This window comes from Woronichinia naegeliana WA131 (assembly GCA_025370055.1).
In the GTDB taxonomy this organism is placed as follows: Bacteria; Cyanobacteriota; Cyanobacteriia; order Cyanobacteriales; family Microcystaceae; genus Woronichinia; species Woronichinia naegeliana.
Genome location: CP073041.1, coordinates 6,362,894 through 6,380,157, shown reverse-complemented (window position 1 = coordinate 6,380,157; position 17,264 = coordinate 6,362,894). Strand labels below are relative to the sequence as shown.

At 41.7% G+C, this 17,264-nt stretch carries 15 protein-coding genes, 2 tRNA genes and 2 pseudogenes; 9 read left to right on the top strand and 10 right to left on the bottom strand.

Features of this window, described 5'->3' with window-relative positions; translation table 11 throughout:
* Window positions 1-2: 2 nt before the first annotated feature.
* The 3 genes from ruvB to KA717_32300 all read right to left on the bottom strand — a co-directional run bounded on the left by ruvB (window position 3) and on the right by KA717_32300 (window position 2,512).
* Window positions 3-1,112 carry a Holliday junction branch migration DNA helicase RuvB gene (gene ruvB / locus KA717_32310; protein UXE60256.1) on the bottom strand — a complete coding sequence of 370 codons (1,110 nt, stop codon included), beginning with the start codon at window positions 1,110-1,112 and terminating at the stop codon, window positions 3-5.
* A gap of 3 nt (window positions 1,113-1,115) precedes the next feature.
* Window positions 1,116-1,418: a hypothetical protein gene (locus tag KA717_32305; protein UXE60255.1), complete on the bottom strand. Its 303-nt coding sequence runs from the start codon at window positions 1,416-1,418 to the stop codon at window positions 1,116-1,118.
* Between the two features lie 95 nt (window positions 1,419-1,513).
* Window positions 1,514-2,512, bottom strand: a complete 999-nt coding sequence (locus KA717_32300) for a phosphoribulokinase (protein UXE60254.1) — start codon at window positions 2,510-2,512, stop codon at window positions 1,514-1,516.
* Window positions 2,513-2,970: 458 nt separating this feature from the next.
* Here KA717_32300 and KA717_32295 point away from each other — a divergent pair, with 458 nt between their 5' ends.
* Entirely contained in the window at window positions 2,971-4,206 is a 1,236-nt protein-coding gene (locus KA717_32295) for a ferredoxin-NADP reductase (GenBank protein ID UXE60253.1), read from the top strand.
* 269 nt (window positions 4,207-4,475) lie between these two features.
* Window positions 4,476-5,459, top strand: coding sequence for an IS110 family transposase (locus tag KA717_32290; GenBank protein ID UXE60252.1), 984 nt, complete (start codon window positions 4,476-4,478; stop codon window positions 5,457-5,459).
* 726 nt (window positions 5,460-6,185) lie between these two features.
* Here the strand turns inward: KA717_32290 and KA717_32285 are convergent.
* A pseudogene (locus KA717_32285) lies at window positions 6,186-7,522 on the bottom strand (IS5 family transposase).
* Window positions 7,523-7,797: 275 nt separating this feature from the next.
* On the bottom strand, window positions 7,798-9,411 hold the full coding sequence (locus KA717_32280) for an IS1634 family transposase (protein ID UXE60251.1): 1,614 nt from the start codon (window positions 9,409-9,411) through the stop codon (window positions 7,798-7,800).
* Window positions 9,412-9,514: 103 nt separating this feature from the next.
* On the opposite strand from KA717_32280, the pseudogene KA717_32275 reads away from it, so the two are divergent.
* Window positions 9,515-10,129 (top strand): annotated as a pseudogene (locus tag KA717_32275) (ISKra4 family transposase).
* A gap of 17 nt (window positions 10,130-10,146) precedes the next feature.
* Here the strand turns inward: KA717_32275 and KA717_32270 are convergent.
* The 3 genes from KA717_32270 to KA717_32260 form a co-directional block, all read right to left on the bottom strand.
* Window positions 10,147-10,377, bottom strand: coding sequence for a DUF4277 domain-containing protein (locus tag KA717_32270; protein UXE60250.1), 231 nt, complete (start codon window positions 10,375-10,377; stop codon window positions 10,147-10,149).
* A gap of 225 nt (window positions 10,378-10,602) precedes the next feature.
* Window positions 10,603-11,481 carry an ISKra4 family transposase gene (locus KA717_32265; protein ID UXE64840.1) on the bottom strand — a complete coding sequence of 293 codons (879 nt, stop codon included), beginning with the start codon at window positions 11,479-11,481 and terminating at the stop codon, window positions 10,603-10,605.
* Window positions 11,469-11,711 carry a hypothetical protein gene (locus KA717_32260; GenBank protein UXE60249.1) on the bottom strand — a complete coding sequence of 81 codons (243 nt, stop codon included), beginning with the start codon at window positions 11,709-11,711 and terminating at the stop codon, window positions 11,469-11,471. The genes KA717_32265 and KA717_32260 overlap by 13 nt, the downstream gene beginning before the upstream one ends.
* A gap of 467 nt (window positions 11,712-12,178) precedes the next feature.
* Here KA717_32260 and KA717_32255 point away from each other — a divergent pair, with 467 nt between their 5' ends.
* Window positions 12,179-12,796, top strand: coding sequence for a TMEM165/GDT1 family protein (locus KA717_32255; GenBank protein UXE60248.1), 618 nt, complete (start codon window positions 12,179-12,181; stop codon window positions 12,794-12,796).
* Between the two features lie 15 nt (window positions 12,797-12,811).
* On the opposite strand, the gene KA717_32250 is transcribed toward KA717_32255, so the two are convergent.
* Window positions 12,812-12,896 (bottom strand) — tRNA-Ser (locus KA717_32250).
* 5 nt (window positions 12,897-12,901) lie between these two features.
* A complete protein-coding gene (locus tag KA717_32245; protein UXE60247.1) occupies window positions 12,902-13,825 on the bottom strand; it encodes a TIGR04168 family protein in 924 nt (307 codons plus the stop codon).
* A 48-nt stretch (window positions 13,826-13,873) separates the two neighbouring features.
* Here KA717_32245 and KA717_32240 point away from each other — a divergent pair.
* The 5 genes from KA717_32240 to KA717_32220 all read left to right on the top strand — a co-directional run bounded on the left by KA717_32240 (window position 13,874) and on the right by KA717_32220 (window position 16,867).
* Window positions 13,874-13,954 (top strand) — tRNA-Leu (locus KA717_32240).
* A 479-nt stretch (window positions 13,955-14,433) separates the two neighbouring features.
* Window positions 14,434-14,751 (top strand): hypothetical protein, encoded by a 318-nt coding sequence (locus KA717_32235; protein ID UXE60246.1) that lies wholly within the window; start codon window positions 14,434-14,436, stop codon window positions 14,749-14,751.
* Between the two features lie 245 nt (window positions 14,752-14,996).
* A complete protein-coding gene (locus KA717_32230; protein ID UXE60245.1) occupies window positions 14,997-15,569 on the top strand; it encodes a hypothetical protein in 573 nt (190 codons plus the stop codon).
* Between the two features lie 292 nt (window positions 15,570-15,861).
* On the top strand, window positions 15,862-16,227 hold the full coding sequence (locus KA717_32225) for a hypothetical protein (GenBank protein ID UXE60244.1): 366 nt from the start codon (window positions 15,862-15,864) through the stop codon (window positions 16,225-16,227).
* A 220-nt stretch (window positions 16,228-16,447) separates the two neighbouring features.
* Window positions 16,448-16,867 (top strand): hypothetical protein, encoded by a 420-nt coding sequence (locus KA717_32220; protein UXE60243.1) that lies wholly within the window; start codon window positions 16,448-16,450, stop codon window positions 16,865-16,867.
* Window positions 16,868-17,264 lie beyond the last annotated feature (397 nt).

Genomic DNA, 17,264 nt, shown 5'->3' with positions numbered 1-17,264 from the left:
TTTTAAACTTCAGGTTCAAAGAGAGTTAATTGCTCATTATTGGCCCGTTTGGGAACGGTTAAACCCAGATGGCGATAGGCCGCAACGGTGGCAATCCTTCCCCTGGTAGTACGATTGATATAGCCGATTTGTAACAAATAGGGTTCATAGACTTCCTCAATGGTTTTAGCATCTTCTCCCGTGGCCGCCGCGATCGCCTCCAAGCCGGCCGGGCCTCCTTGAAACTGTTCAATTAGGGTGGATAAAACTAACCGATCTGTCCAATCCAAACCCCGTTTATCAACCTGATAGATATCTAGAGCACTATGGGCCAAATCCAAGGTAATCTCTGACTCTTTTTTCACCTGGGTATAGTCCCGTACTCGCTTTAAAAGACGATTGGCAATACGAGGCGTTCCCCTGGCCCGTCGGGCAATTTCGCTGGCTCCTTCGTCGGTAATAGCCGTTTTTAAAATTTGGGCAGTGCGTCGGATAATTTGACTCAATTCATCCACTTCATAAAATCGTAATCGTTGAATTAAGCCAAAGCGATCGCGTAGAGGAGAGGTTAAGGCTCCCACTTTAGTCGTGGCTCCAATCAGTGTGAATTTTGACAAAGGCAGACTGCGAATCTTAGCACTTTTGCCCTTACCCATCGTAATATCCAAACGATAGTCTTCCATGGCCGGATAAAGTAACTCTTCCGTCAGGCGATTTAAGCGGTGAATTTCATCAATAAAGAGAATATCCCCTGGCTGCAAACTAATTAATAAGCCCGTAATGTCCCTCGGACGTTCCAAGGCTGGAGCCGCCGTAATTTTACAAGTCACCCCCATTTCCCTGGCCAAAATCAAAGCTAGGGTGGTTTTTCCCAATCCGGGCGGCCCATAGAGCAAAAGATGATCAATGGCTTCTTCTCGATTTTTAGCTGCTTGAATGGCAATATTGAGCACTTCCTTAAGATCTTTCTGGCCAATGTATTCCCCTAAACGCTGGGGACGAATACTATCCTCTACCCCTTCTAGATCTTCGGCGATCGCCGTTGGTTGCAAAATGGGCGTAGATTCTGAGGGAGATGCCTCGGATGGAGGTTGATCTTTTCCAGGCTTAGGAGTCGAACGTTTAATGGCCATGGTTTAAGAAATTTCGCCTTTTCCCTTCTCTACAACAGTCTCTGATCCTGACAGTATATTATTCTCTAGTTCCGCCTGGAACAAGGCTACTTCTGCATCTAACACCTCAAGCGGTGGTGTCTGATTCTCTAATGGGACAACATTCTGACTGGATAACAACCCTAAACCCTTGTCGTAATTAGAGGCGATCGCCAAAAAAGCACCTGCCAATACATAAATCGGCAAAGGTAAAATCACACCCTTTAGCCATTGAAATAATTCCACCCCTGCAAAGAGAAAAAAAACGATCAAGACTAAAAATTGCATTGTCAGAAATCCTCAAAATGAAAAAACCGTGAGAGATAAATAGCTTCTCCCACGATCCAAATTTATCGCTTTTATCGCTAAAAGTTAGCGGAATACTACACAGCCGCCGGAACCTTAACAACCGTAGTCAGTTGTTCGTAAACTTCACGCATTTTTAAACCGACTAAGACTTGGAACAATCCTGTGCCATTTTCCGAACCAGGATATTCCTTGTGCTTGAGCAGTAACTCGGTCATTTCACCGTAATATTTAGTCCCTGTCTTGCTGAGATGACTTTCAAGATAGATCATTTCCTCAAGATTATCGAATTGACCATCCACTTCAAGAATGGAAACCTCGTTGCCCATAAAAGCATCCGGCCCATAATACATCTTGATGCCTGGATAGGTACAAGTCAACTTCCGTCCGCAGGGCCGCCAATCAATGGTCGAACCTTCATCAAAGAGATAGGCCGGTTCAAAGAACTGAACCCCTTCTTTTTGCACTAAACGAACCCGTAATAGTTTGCTTTCCTTGTCTTCTATCAACTGAGTCGGTAAGACTTGGATGACCACATCGGCATACTGCTTTTGAATTTCGATATAGGCCGTAAAATCAGGCTTTCTAGCATTAATAGAGGCGATAATATCGTCATAGTTATGACCTCGCTCTGCCATATCTCTCTGGATTTTCCAGTTAATCTTAACCTCGTCACTAATGTCGAGATAGACCCCAAAATCAATTAATTCCCGTACTCGCTGATCATAGAGGGGATGTAAACCTTCAATGACAACCACCTTATTCGGTTCAATCAGTTCAGGGGGGTCAATCATGCCGGTTTCATGGTTGTAAATCGGTTTCATGATCGACTGACCACTTTTCAGAGCCTTAATTTGCTCATACATCAAGTCAAAATTATTGGCTTTGGGATTCAGTGCAGTAACACCTGCCACTTTTCTCCCCTGGCGATCGAGGCTATGGTAGTCATCTAAACAGATAACCGTCATAAACTCTTCACCAAACAAATCCGTTAAACGGCGTAAAAAGGTTGATTTACCGCAACCGGAATCTCCGGCAACACCAATAAGAACCACGCGGTCTGGCTGAGTGGTCATAACTTCCCTCTAAATGCAAAACTGATTGTTAACCCGGTTTTCATTGAAAATAGTCTCTACCAATCCTTGGAAGAGTCACCCCTGATGCTACAGGTTACTTTGTACCCCTATAAAGGTGGATTTTTCCCATAGCCTCAAAGGCTAAAGCTGAAATGATTTAACCCCTGGTCAGGAGTTGAAATTCACTTCGGCTCAAATTCTTAGATACTGAACGATAATCATATCAGGATTGTATTCGCTTCTACAAGATTTCCCCCACCCCTTTCTTGAGAAAATTGGGAACAAGACGCTAAATGGCTACTGTTTTGACAGTTTAAACCTTAAGGACTTGCTATGCTGAAGCTGACTATCGGGCTGTATTTCTATCTTGTTCCCTACTATTTCCATCACCTTCCAGTGGTAGGCTAAAGAATACTGCTATTTATTGATTTTCAGTTTGAGTAGGGAGAGATTCAAGAATGTACAGAGAAGGTTATGCGGCTACTTCTTTTGGGCCAAGCGGTTCTGGCAATCGTCTGTTTGTCTATGAAGTGGTGGGACTGAGTCAAAGCACCGCGACTGATGGTTTAGACTTCCCCATTCGTCGTAGCGGCAATGTTTTTATTACGGTTCCTTTTAAACGGATGAACCAAGAGATGCGCCGTATTACTCAAATGGGGGGCCAGATTGTCAGCATTAAACCGCTTGCGGGTGATAGTCCTCTCCCTTTGACCAAAAGTCCCTCGGTGGCAACGCCCCAAGCGATCGCAACCCCATCCGCTAGTCTGGAAACCCAGCCAAGTAAAGCTATGACTTCAGCGAAAGCCAAACACGAAGAAGATATTCCGGTTAATATCTATCGTCCTAATAATCCCTTTGTGGGTAAATGTATTGAAAACTATCCCCTGGTCGGTGAAGGCGGGATTGGTATTGTTCAGCACGTTACCTTTGATCTGTCTGGTGGCGATCTTCGTTATATCGAAGGTCAAAGTATTGGGATTATTCCACCCGGTACAGATGACAAGGGTAAACCAAATAAGTTGAGACTTTATTCAATCGCCTCTACCCGTCATGGTGATTTTGGGGATGATAAGACTGTTTCTCTCTGTGTGCGCCAATTGGAATACGACCATCCTCAAACCGGCGAAAAAGTCTATGGGGTCTGCTCGACCTTTCTCTGCAATATCAAAGTGGGTGATGAGCTAAAAATCACTGGCCCGGTTGGGAAAGAGATGTTGTTACCCCCAGAGGAAGATGCCACCATTATAATGATGGCCACAGGTACGGGGATCGCTCCTTTCCGCGCTTATTTATGGCGGATGTTTAAGGAACAACACGAAAATTATAAGTTCCGAGGATTAGCTTGGTTAATTTTTGGTATTCCTAAGACGGAGAATATTCTTTACAAAGATGATCTGGAAAAACTGGCCGCAGAATTCCCTGATAATTTCCGCCTAACCTATGCCATTAGCCGTGAGCAAAAGAATGCAGAAGGTGGCCGGATGTATATTCAGCATCGAGTAGCCGAAAATGCCGAGGAAATGTGGAATTTAATGCAGAGTCCCAATACCCATACCTATATGTGCGGTTTGAAAGGCATGGAAACGGGTATTGAAGAGGCATTAACCTCAATGGCAGAAAATAACGGAACCAAGTGGTCTGATTTCCAAAAACAAATGAAGAAAGAACACCGTTGGCACGTTGAAACCTACTAACTTACCAGTTCACCATATCGAGATTATCCTCCTTTTAAATAGTTACCGTGTACACACAAGTCTTTGGTTTTCTGTTTAACCTTATTTAGCCCCCTTGTATCTTAAAGGAAGAGTGGTAGACCGATTCCCCCTTGGTTATAAAAGCCGAGATTTAGTCTAGGTCGCCACTCATCAATCCTTCAAAAACTCGAAAAATCGAGAGGGTCACGAACCCGTAGTGAACAAGGTCGAGTAATGAAGATAAAAACTCAAAGTAAAGGGGTAAAAGCATGGAAACTCAAGTAGCAAGCCAATGGGTTGGTATAGACGTCAGCAAAGCCAAGTTGGACATAGCTTTACGTCCAGCGAATAAGGTTTTGCAAGTAACCAATCAAGAGTCAGGCTGGCAGGAATTAAGCGAACAACTCAAAAAATACAAAATTGAGTTAATCATCATCGAATCAACAGGAGGAATGGAAAGAGGAGTGGCTCACAAGCTGCAAAAAGAGGAATTCAAGGTAGCAGTGATTAATCCCAAAAGAGCCAGAGATTTTGCCAAGGCATCAGGTCGTCTAGCGAAAACGGACAAAATAGATGCCGAGGTATTAGCCCATTTTGGAGAAGCCTTGCAACCAAGCCCAAAACCGTTAGCATCAGAATCTCAAGTAGCTTTATCCGATTTGGTCAATCGTCGTAGTCAGTTAGTGGAAATGCTAAACAGTGAACAAAAACGAGCGCACAGTGTTCGTAGTAGCACGGCGAAAGCTGACATTGAGACTAATATTCAATGGCTCAAACAAAGGATAAAAGGAATGGATGAGCAGATAGACCAACTGCGGCAAGACAACGAAGAGAGTAAAAAGCAGTATGAGCTATTAACCAGTGTACCTGGAGTGGGCAGAGTAACGGCCGTGACCTTGCTATCAATGTTGCCAGAATTAGGAGAGCTACCATTGAAGAAACTGTCGAGTCTAGTGGGAATTGCTCCCATGAACTGTGACAGTGGGCAAATGCGAGGAAAACGACGTATTATCGGTGGACGAGCAAGGGTGCGTGCCGTGCTGTATATGTCAGCCCTAGTGGCAATACAACACAATCCGGTAATTAAGGCGTTTTATCAAAAATTGCTCCAGGCAGGTAAGGCCAAAAAAGTAGCTTTAATTGCCTGCGCTCATAAGCTATTGGGATTTCTTCATGCTATAGTCAAGAGTCAAAAACCTTGGCGATGTCCTGAAAATATAGAGACAAAGGAGGAAAAACTGCAAGCGTGCTAATTCTCTGATATTGGTTGAAAGAGTTAACATAACTCATTCTCTGACGAGTTGTATGAGGATGAGTTGTTTGTTTTGACTAATTTTATTTGATAGCGATCCTATCAAGGCCTTGACAAACAAGATAATCGCTAAATCCCCCAATACTGGGTGACTTTGAACCGCGAAAGATACCGTTCTCCCCCCAAAGTTGGGGGGCTGGGGGGGCAAAATGAGGTTGACAGGTAGATGTGTGTACACAGTAGCTTTTAGATAGGGGAATTTTTTTATATTGTCAGATACAAAGATGAATCAAGCAAAGGTGCACCAATTCAAAAACATTTACCTGTGATAACGGCAAACAGGGCAAACGCATCTTATTTTTGAATGATAGGCTAGGTAAAGGTTTCAGTGATCATGATTGATTTTTTATGAAATGCTAAAAGGCTTGTCAAATAAAGAGTCTAGAATTTTGATGCGTTCGCCCTGTAATGGCAAAGGATTTAGTGGACAGGAAGAATTAGGGCTTGCTGAAAAAGTCAAAAAACGAAAGAAATGTGGGTTAGGGAAGTATGGACTGAAAAAGCATAGATAACTTATCCTTATGGAAACAAATCAAAATACAGATTTTGTTTAATCTATTGTTCCTTTCTGTCTAAAAAGGTCAACACAAATCACTCCTCACAAAAGAGAGGAAAATTAACACCATTTTTCACAAGAAAAACGACTCTACAACTTTTTACTTTTTGTCTTCTGAAGTAGAGTAGAAAGATTCATTACCAAAAAGTTCATCGCAATTACCGTTTCCGAGGTCTCAGGTAGTTTGGCCATCACTCGACCAAGACTAAATTTCCTCTTTCCCTGTCCGAATTTACCCTCAATGGCATTACGCACTCTTTCATCTGAGCGTGCCTCTTTCTTTTTTTCTTTGCTCACCTCTTTCGGCGGTCTTCCCAATCGGGGACCACTCATTCTTATATCCCTTTCTTTACAATAAGCTCGATTCGCTTTTGTTCGATAGATTTTATCCACATGAACCGATTCCGGATAACATCCTGTTTCCCTTTTATATTCTTCTATTCGCGCTTGTAAATCTCCCGATTCGTTGTAATTATCCCAACTTAATTTGTCTAAGAAGACAAAGCCATTCACATTACTTGCCGATATTTTAGCTCCAAACTCTACTGCTTTTCCCGCTTTTCCACGCACTATTGGACGCACGTGAGGTTGGCTTACACTCACAATTCTGTTTTCTACTTTATTTGTCTTTTTTTCATACATTTCTAACTGTTTCTCATACACTTTTCCTATCGTTACAAGCTCTTCTTGCTCTTTTTTCGTTAGTTTTTCTAACTTTGCTCCCTCTTCTATCATTTTTTCTATATGAGACAAGTTTCTTTTTATATATCCTAGTTGTTTTTTTGTTCCTTTTCTTCTTTCTTTTTTTGACACACGACGTTTTTTTGCTATGGCTAAGTACTCTTTTCTTGCCACTTCCCTATAAGTCCTCGGCTTTTCTTTCCTTTTCTCTTTTATTTCTTCATACAGCTTATCTATTATTTTTTCTGTTTTTTCTCTGGCATCATTCAATATTCCTATATCCGTTGGATATTTTATATCTGCTGGTGTACAAGTCGCATCTAACAATAACTTTCCTTCATTTTCTTTTTTTTCTGACGCTACACCCGTCGCTTTTTTTCTATTTCTTTATTAATTTTATTTATTAATTCCATTCCTATTTTTTTACGAAAATGAACCATCATTGACGCATTAAATGCTTCTTTGCTACTATAGCTTTCCATTCCTATAAAGTACTGTAAATAAGGGTTCTCTTTTATTTGTTCTACTGTTTCTCTGTCACTTTTTCCTGAAATTTCTTTGATAATTAATGCTCCTAATGCCATTCTAAATGATTTGGCTGGGGCTCCTTTTTTTTCTGTGAAGTTTTTTGCATATTCTTCCTCATATTCTTCCCAGGGAATCATTTTTGACATTTCTATCCAACGATTTTCTTCGTCTAACTGCCCGCCGAACAGATTTTTCAAGTTTTCTGGTGTTTCAATTGAGTACTGTTGCTTTCGGTACATCTGCTTTCTCTCTTCTTAATGCAATGGTTTTGAGGCATTCTACCCTATTTTCGTGCATTCTAGCGGTTCTTAATTCGCCTACTATTTTTCTCCGTAAAGGTTTCAGCTTTTTTCAGCAAGCCCGAATTAAGTCAAGTATTATCAGCCCAACTCTATTTTGTTAATCCGTAAGGTTTTTAGGAAAGAGAATTAAATGAACATACTAATAGTCTGTTAAGACAGTTTTTCCCCACATTCCGTACATAAAAAAAGAACAAAGAAAATAAGAAAAGTCATTATGACAAAAGATAATACTGACAAGTAGTAGCCCCAAAAAAGCGCAAAATCCTCTCTCGCTCAAGCGTTAGATTGATTATTTGGGGACAATTATCCAGTACAACCCAATGAACTCCTCTCAACATCTGAAAAATCCAACGCAGTGTCGGACGCTGAGTCGGCTTTCCCAACTGATTAGGCACAGTCTCCTCCTGCTCTGCCAGAGCCAGTCTCAGTTTACGTTGTCCCAAGCTGTACACCAGTAAACACAACACCATGATGAAACTCAATGCCATAATCCGCTCAGGGGTTTTGAGAAAAACACTGGACGCCAAAAACAGAGGGTCTCTAAGGAAGCGAAAACCTCGCTCTACCCCTTGCTGTTGCTTGTAGTGGACAAGCAGTTGCTCATCGCTCAAAGAGTCTCCATCTAGCTGATTCGTCGCCAAGACAAAACGTCCTGCTGCCCGCTCTGAAGCTTGAACTTTCGCACTATTGAGGCTGAAAGTGGCTTGGGCATGATAGCTACGACGAATGGGCTGTTCATGGGGACGGGGTTTACCTCGATGACCGTAATGACATTTTTCGACGACAGTTAGGTCTTGAAGAAGATGCCATTCTAAACTCTTCTCCCATCGGCTCAGGGCGGTTAAAGCATCCTCCCGACAAGCAAATTCCTGACGCTGTAATTGTTCTAATTGTCTTTGAGCTTGAGCCGTTGCTTTCTCTGTCTTCTTCGTCAGTTGTTTGAGGTCTAAAGCTTTTTTTTGCTCGCTATCTACCACTATCCAACGTTGTTTGACTCCCCCATATTCACTTTCTAAGGAGGTAAGACGATAGCCCTCTAAATCAGTTGTGATGAATTGCTCCGAGGCTAATTGACTGACCGCATCCTGCACTTCTCTAATCGTTTTCGGCACAGAACATAACCAGTATATGCCGGTTAACTTTTGCAAGTTATCGGCACTGTATAAGGCTGAATCTGCTATATACAATCCTTCAAATTGCCACTGCTCATTGAACTTTTTCAAGAGTTTAGCAAACTCTTTTTTATCACTTTGATTGCCATCTCCTAATTCGAGAAAAGCGGGAATGTCGCCATCCCCCCAACAGACTAGATTCAAGACAAATTGTTTCAAGTCTGGTCGCTTATCCTTTGAATAGCCATGAGTGATATGGATTATTTGGCTTTCTTTATCTTCTCTCTCCACCGATAATTTATATTCCCCTTGTACCGATAATGAACTGGAGTCTAAATGGGAACTTTTCATCACTATTTTGAAGATTTCTACGGCTTTTAGACAAATTCCGAGAAACAAACGGCTGATGCCGGCCATAAAGATTAAATCTAAGACTCTCCCTAAACGGTCATCATTCAGGTCGCTGGCTTTTATTCCTTTTCCTAAAAGATGTTCTACTGGTTTATCTTCAAAAAAACGACTGAACAAATATAAAGGAGAGTTGATAAAGCCTAAGCCATTGAGAATCATCGCTTTCACTACCAGACCCGCACTGATTTTAGCACGGTCATTTTCTCCTAGTTGTTCATTGATATAATCCACTAGACCTAGTTCATCAACTATCGCCGCGATTATTCCTAAATGGTCGAGATTTTTAACGTTTAATTGGGTCATTTTCTCTTGGGTTTATTAGCTTTTTTATTTTAACTATTCTGTAGCCATTTTTGAATCTATTTTTATTTTTTCAAGACTAGTACGGAATACGGGCTCTAACACAGAAGTCGAAGAAATTAGCATAGATGGTGGGAAGGTACGACTCAGAACTCCCAAGGGAGAACCCTTAATTTGGCGTGATTATAAAGGAGTCAGTTTTCATCAATTGGGGGTAGCTGCCTTTTTTCAAGATAACTCGGCTTTATTAGATTTGGTTAATTCTCAAATTTTGGCTAAGCCTTTAATTTGTTTGGGAGATGGACATGATGGTATCTGGAACTTATTTCGTGAGATAGGACAGAAACATGAGCGAATTGAAATTTTGGACTGGTATCACTTAATTGAAAACCTCTATAAAGTTGGGGGGTCATTCCAGCGAATTGAGGAGGTCAAGTCTTTTCTTTGGACGGGTGAAGTGGATGCCGCTATCTCCTGTTTTGAGGGATGGTCAGAGCCTCAAGCTGAGAATTTTATCATTTATTTAAACAAGCATAAACATCGGATTGTCAATTATGGTTATTTGCAGGCAGAGGGCATTTCCATTGGCTCTGGCTCTGTCGAATCTCAAGTTAAACAAATTGGTCATCGTCTTAAAATTACTGGTGCGAGTTGGAATTCTGACAATGTACCACAAGTCCTTCGTCATCGCTGTTCCTATTTAAATGATTACCTTTTTTGACTCTTTCATTTACCTCGTTAAGTATTTCTACTTATTGCAGAGGTGAGATGCTCCCTGAATAAATACAAGGGAGAATTAATAAATCCTAAGCCATTGAGAATCATGGCTTTAACCACCAGACCCGCACTGATTTTCGCACGGTCATTTTCTTGTAACTGTTCATTGATATAATCCACTAGACCTAGTTCATCAACTACGGCCGCGATTATTCCTAAATGGTCGAGATTTTTAACGTTTAATTGGGTCATTTTCTCCTCGGTTTGTTAGCTTTTTTATTTTAACTATTCTGTTGCTATTTTTGAATCTATTTTTATTTTTTCAAAATTAGTACGGGATATGGGTTTTTCCCAAGGGAACAAACTTTACAATCAGTTGATTTGGCATGAATTGAGTGTAAAGACAAGGAAACCCTCTCTGGACATGGTTGGGTGCATCCCACTTAAGATAATACATTGACACTCAAAAGAGGAGACTTAAGATAATACATTGACACTCAAAAGAGGAGAGTGATTGAGATAAGCACATCGTAGCCGAAGAATACGAGAAACATTATGAAGATGCCAACGTGCTCCCGACAATTTAACCCTAGCTCCCACCTGTTTAATCTTAGACTCCACATCACCAGAACCAATCACAATACCAAGCTGTTGATAGTATTGGTAATCAGGGATACGCTGATAATGCTTCGTCAAATAGGCTTGAAAATTCTTTGCCCTCTTGCTTTTGACTCCATCAAACGCATCTATTGCCTTGTTCACAAAACCCCGCCACAGTAAATGCTCCACTGCTTCTAGCCGTTTGAGAGAGCCACCCACTTTGAACAGATTCTCCTTGAGATGATACCAATCCAACACCTCTCGTCGTATCAGCCACGATTGAGTGGCGAAACTCTCTACCGCATTCCAGATTCCGGGATGACCATCTCCCAAAAAGGTCACTATTGGGGACAAAGGTTGAACATTGCTCCAATTCTTTAAGCCCTCTGGGTCTTGGAAAAAGGCTTCACAGACATTGCCATGAAGACTCACCAGTTTATAATCTCGCCACTGTCCCCCTTCCTTCTCCTCGCCCCGCAGACAAATCTTTCCCCCATCTATACTGACCCCCGCACTCTCTGACTGAGCTTGAGCTAAGGGCAGTTCTGTCCGTTCTACCAAGCGATGTAAACTGCTATGTCCTACTTTTATCCCCATCAACTCCTCTATATCTTCTTCTGCTTGTTGGTAGGATGTTTTCGCACTGGCTCTTAGACAGCATTTCTCTAAACCTGGACTTAAGACGATTTTTGGCGACACCTTTAGTTTTCTGGCTTGTTTTTGGCTTATTTCCACTTCTCCGACTAGGGTTTTGATTTTTCGCTTGTTTCCAGACCGTTTTTTTCCCCCTTCTGAAAAAAAAACTCCCCCATTGTTGGCCCCACAATTTCTAACATCTGGGTTCTGACTTCTACTTCGATGCTTCCAAAGTCCTTCTGTTTCTCTGGTTCCGTATATTTGCGCAGGATACGGGCTGATTCGGTGAGATGCTGTTTTAACAGTGCTTTTTCTTCTGGGGGAATCGGTAACATACTTTTTTCGCTCATCAGTTTTTTTCCATTTTACCCCAGATTCTATGTACTACTTTATCCGGGATGTACCCACATGGTTTCTGGAGTAGATAACCTCATATTTGGCATAACAAATACCGAAGAACCCCAAAGTATCAATGGATTGAGTTGAAAAATCCAGAAATTTTGTGAAAGAAAAATGAAAATATAATGAGGAGATCTTGTAAAAAAAATAATCTTGATTTCCCTTGTCATTGCCATTAAATTATGATAGTCTAAATTTCCAATAGAATTTGAAGGGGAGTAGCTGCTAGATATTCATTGTCTAGGTTCCTGAGTCAACATACTGGCATCATGCCTGGTTCAGGTAATCAGTTCTTTGATCTGAAAGCGAGACCTTCACTTGGGTTCATCTTTAGGGTGAGCTTGGGTGGAGTGTTTGGGCAGTTCCTCAAGCTCATCTCAGAAAGTGAATGTTATCAATCCTGATGGAGTTTGAGTCGATGTTAACTGCGTTTACGGCTTCTTTATTATTAATTACCATCTCTGAATTAGGGGATAAGACCTTTTTTATTGGTCTGATCTTGGCCACCCGTTACCCGCGACGTTGGGTTTTTGCGGGAGTGGTTTCTGCGTTGGTGGCGATGACCTTGTTATCGGTTCTCATCGGCCAAGCGATCGCTTTTTTGCCGAAGGTCTATGTTTATTACGCCGAAATATTCCTATTCTTACTCTTTGGAACTAAACTCTTAGTCGATGCCTGGAAAATGTCCGACGAGCCAAATCTGGCAATTTTAGAAGAAGCAGAAGAGGCCATTGAAAAAAGTGATAAAAACCTTAAACGCTATTCCCAAAGTTGGGGCATTTTTTTAGAGAGTTTTATTTTAACCTTCATTGCGGAATGGGGCGATCGCACTCAAATTGCGACGATTGCTTTAGCAGCTTCCAATCAAGTTTGGGGCGTAATCCTGGGCGCGATCCTGGGTCATACCATCTGTGCCTTGATTGCCGTATTAGGAGGCAAATTCATCGCCGGACGCATTTCCGAACGTCAAATTACCGCGATCGGGGGAATGCTGTTTTATGTTTTTGCTGGCGTTGCCTGGATTGAAGGCGTTTAGCCTAGGCAAAAATAACGGAGAGGAGAGGATTTGAACCTCCGGACTATTGCTAGTCTCCCGATTTCAAGTCGGGTGCGATCGACCACTCTGCCACCTCTCCAGAGGTTAACCAGTCATCATTGTAGCATAGGGAGTATAGAGTAATTCCTCACTTTTTATATCGAAATGTTGGTTAACCCAGATCAGATCAATTTGCTGAACTTGATTATGACTAAAGGTGACAATCGAAAAATTACAAAGGCGATCACCGTTATGGTTAAGAATGCGGGGAACTGAAGCTGCATTGAGATAAACAGTGCCGTGATCATCCCGAACAACCCTAGTGCGTAGGTGGGTCTGAGTATGGCGCAAACGGTGGTGCATATGACCAAAGGTGACAAAGGGAATTTTTTTGCCGAGATTATGACTGGCCGCGATCGCCTCTGCTAGATCGGGATCACCATGATCAATGCCAAAGGGCGGCCAATCCCGACCACAGATTGCTTCTGCCTGATGCCCTAAACCGTAGGGGCCGTTATGGCCGAGAAAAATAAGGTTTTGATGATAACTGGCCTGAACTTGGGAAATAATTTTATCTGCCGATTCCTGAAAGTTCCTGACCCCATAGCGATCGCGCAGAAACCGCTTACTTTTCCACTCTGGCCCACCCCAACTAAAGGGGCGACTCCCCACCACCGAAAGTTGAAATTGTGGGAAATCTAACTTGCCATAACCGACTTCGGTTTCCCCTAGCCAATCTAACTGGGTTTGTACCCGATCTTCCTTAGCATGGTCGTAGGGAGCTTGTTTGCGTCCCCAATCGGAGGCTGTGTACCAAGCATCGTGATTCCCCAAAATGACCGCCTTGGGCAAGGGCAAATCGGCAATCAGTCGGACAACCGAGAGGGATTCATTGCCCAAATCTCCCACAAACAGCACTAAATCAACGGCTAGAGCTTGCAATGCTAAATTATCGAGTTCTTCCCACTGGTCATGAATATCTCCTACAACAGCAATTTTCAGAGTCGGGACAGGTAAATTAATGGTCATAGGCTAGTTAATCGGGACAAAGTTCGGTATAGTGTTAAAGAAACGCCTGCGGACGTGGCGGAATTGGTAGACGCGCTAGATTTAGGTTCTAGTATCCTTGATGTGAGAGTTCGAGTCTCTCCGTCCGCATGATGAAAAAAAGTTTATGTTCTAGACCTGTGGATCGCATTTTTAGAAAGCAGTCCGTCCGCTCGTTGCGATTAGTCTTATCCACAAGAGCACTGCCTAAAACTAAAAGAAGACAAAGCCATGAGTATCGAGTGAAAAATCAACGCTGCTGCTAAAAGCATGAAAGGAAACGCTGGAACAGCATTTATGCTTTATAACTATACTTGACTTGCAACTTACAACTTTAGAAGGAAACCCAAAAGGGCGATCGCCGTCATTGTAGCGAGGGATATACAAGCAAAAGGCTTCATTGTGAGCAAAATTAATCGAGTTTATCGGAAATACTGATAAATTTTGCGGTTCGATTGTTCCCAACTTAGTTACTTTGTACATTTCCAAAATTGTCATCCCAAAATTGTCAAAAAGTCTTCATTCCATTAACATTACTATTTGTCTTGGATGATTTTTCTGAAAATAGTTAAAACTCAGAAACACTCCCTATGAACAAGCTATTAATTGCTACCTCTGCTTTTACCATTGCGGCTGCTCAAATTGTAATTACTGCCACTGCCAGCCTTGCAGCAATTCCTCAACTCAACTATACCTGTCCTGGAAAAATCCATGTTCATGCTGATCAAGGTGGCCCTGTTTTCATCAATGGTAAACAAGCAAAGCTAAAAGTATTTAATAAAAATTACTATGAAGCAAAAGGGTCGAGTGTGACGATTTCTATTTCGATCAATCCTGATGGTACACCAAGTGTATCCTATACAGGGCCAGGTCGAAACAACGGGATTTGCTCACCCAGCAAAGGTTAATCTTAAAACGAGTCAGCTTTCTGTTATTAACGTAAAAGGGACTGAAGCAGGTATCAACGTGGCTAATTGTGAACAAGATTAATCAAATTTACTGGATTTCCAATCAAAGTTATAATATCAATATCCAATATAATGTTGATGATTGATCTAAGATTGTTCCTGTCGCACTTGCTCAGTAAAATCCCGACTTTATCCTCTCAAAAACCTCAAAAAAATTGAATTTCTTCAACAAAATAACAAACACCATGAACAAGATTTCCATTGCTTCCTCCGCTCTTACTGTTGCGGCTGCTCAGATTGCCATTACCGCCACCGTCAGTGTTGCTGCTATTCCTCAACTTAACTACACTTGCCCTGGCAAAATTGAGGTTCATGCTGACGAGCATGGCCCTATTTACATTAATGGCAAGGAGGCAAAACTAAAAGTATTCAATGAAAATTACTACGAAGCAAAGGGTTCTGGAGTCACTATTTCTCTCTCCATTAACCCTGATGGTACACCCAGCGTATCTTACACGGGGCCAGGTCGAAACAACGGGATTTGCTCGGAAGCAACAGCCGCATCAAGTAATTCAAATTCCCATTCCAGTGGCTCCCATTCTAGTACCAGTAAAGCCGAATCTGCCTGCTTAAGTGCTGTGGCCAAGAAGGTTGATCTCAAACCCAGTAAGCTTTCGGTTATTGATGTCAAAGGTGCTGAAGCAGGTATCGGAGTAACGATTCGAGTACCCAATGTCAAAGAGCCTTGGTCGTGCTTATCAGACAAAAATGGACGGGTACAGGGTGTTAGTTACACTGGCTCCGAAGGTGATCTTTAGAGAGAAAAACTGTCTAGGGAATAGAGCCTAAAATCCCCCCTAAGATATGTATGGAAGTCGGAAGCATTGAAAATCTTGGTATCATTTGTTTCCGACTCCAGTACTCACTGTGCCAAGAAGTAACGGGCTTTAAGAATTAATACATTATCAAGGGCGATCGCTGCTTAAACAAAATTCAAAAAAGCGATCACGCTCAGATTCTGAATCATCGGGAATGGAACATTGTGATTAAAATAACGTCTGAGGGAAACAAGGTTTAATTTTTCCGCTTATCAGACTTTTTCGTATTGATATGAACATCATTCAAAAAGCATCCATTGTATTCGCTACCGCTAGTGTTATTTCATTAACCACTGGGGGAATTATTTCAACCGTTAAAGCTGACACTCTCCAAGCATCACCTCTAATTGTGGCCCAAGCACCGATAACAACCATGACGAAAAAAAGTCGTGATCAAATTGCCGTTACCATCAAAGATGCTGAGTTCAAATTTAAAGGAACATTAAAAAGAACTTCTGGCAATATATTCATTGGAGAAGATCGACAAGTAAGAGTGATCTATGATAAAAGCACAAGCCATGTAACCGTCATCAACAAAAAAACAGGGGATGAGTTTTATAATTATATTTTCTCTATAACGGATGAAGGCAGACTTTAAGAAATAAAAAATAACGGGCTGTAAAACCGTAGATGTGATCAAGGGCGATCGCTGCTTAAACAAAATTCAAAAAAGCGATCGCCGTCTTAAACTATATGATTAAAAAGCATTAACCAAAAATGGCACAGTGAAAAAAGGTAGCGTTATGTACGGTGACAAAGGCTAGTACTGTTTTTTAAGTTGTTAATCTCAATTGTCCACACGTTATTCCCATTCATCCATGTTAAATTCCAAATTATCAGCTTCCTTACTTATTACCAGTCTTGTTGTGGTTACTCCTGCTGTCACCCTGGCGGAAAGTAATATCCGTACCGAACGAGTTCAATTTAAATCTGGAGCGAGTAGCAAAGTTATCAAAGGTAGCATTAAGGGCGATCAAACGGTTGATTATGTGATTAATGCTCGCAAAGGTCAATCAGCGAACATCAGCCTGGGAAGCAAAAATAGTTCTGCTTACTTTAATTTGATTGCTCCTGGTGAAACGAATGTTGCGATATTTAATAGCTCCAATGATGGCAACCAATTTGAAGGCACACTTCCTAAAACGGGTGACTACAAAGTGCGAGTTTATTTGATGCGAAATGCCGCTCGTCGCAATGAAGTGGCAAACTATAGTCTAGACATCAATATTTCTGACTAAATCAGGCGTTTAGCTCACGATTTTTCTCAAAATTATGCCTTAATGTGTAAACGATCGCTACTGGGATTCAGAGTTTAGAGTTTAATCAGGCGATCGCTTTTTCAATGAACAATTATCAACTAATCGGCGATCTTTTTTTTGATGATTGCTACCACTTGGCGGCACTAGGCGATCTCACTGATTGGAATCTACTCTGAAAATGCTTTCATTCAAACAAAACAAGGCGTGTTACATTTCATTAACGCACCCCACCGCGATGGCGATCGCACCACGCTTTGGGGCTGAAACACCTACTTTGGCAACAAGATTACATCAGGAAGGGGTTCTCTAAAATAGCGAATCTCATTATTGGTCATAATATTAAAACCAAATATGAAAGGTTTTGAACGAACTTAAG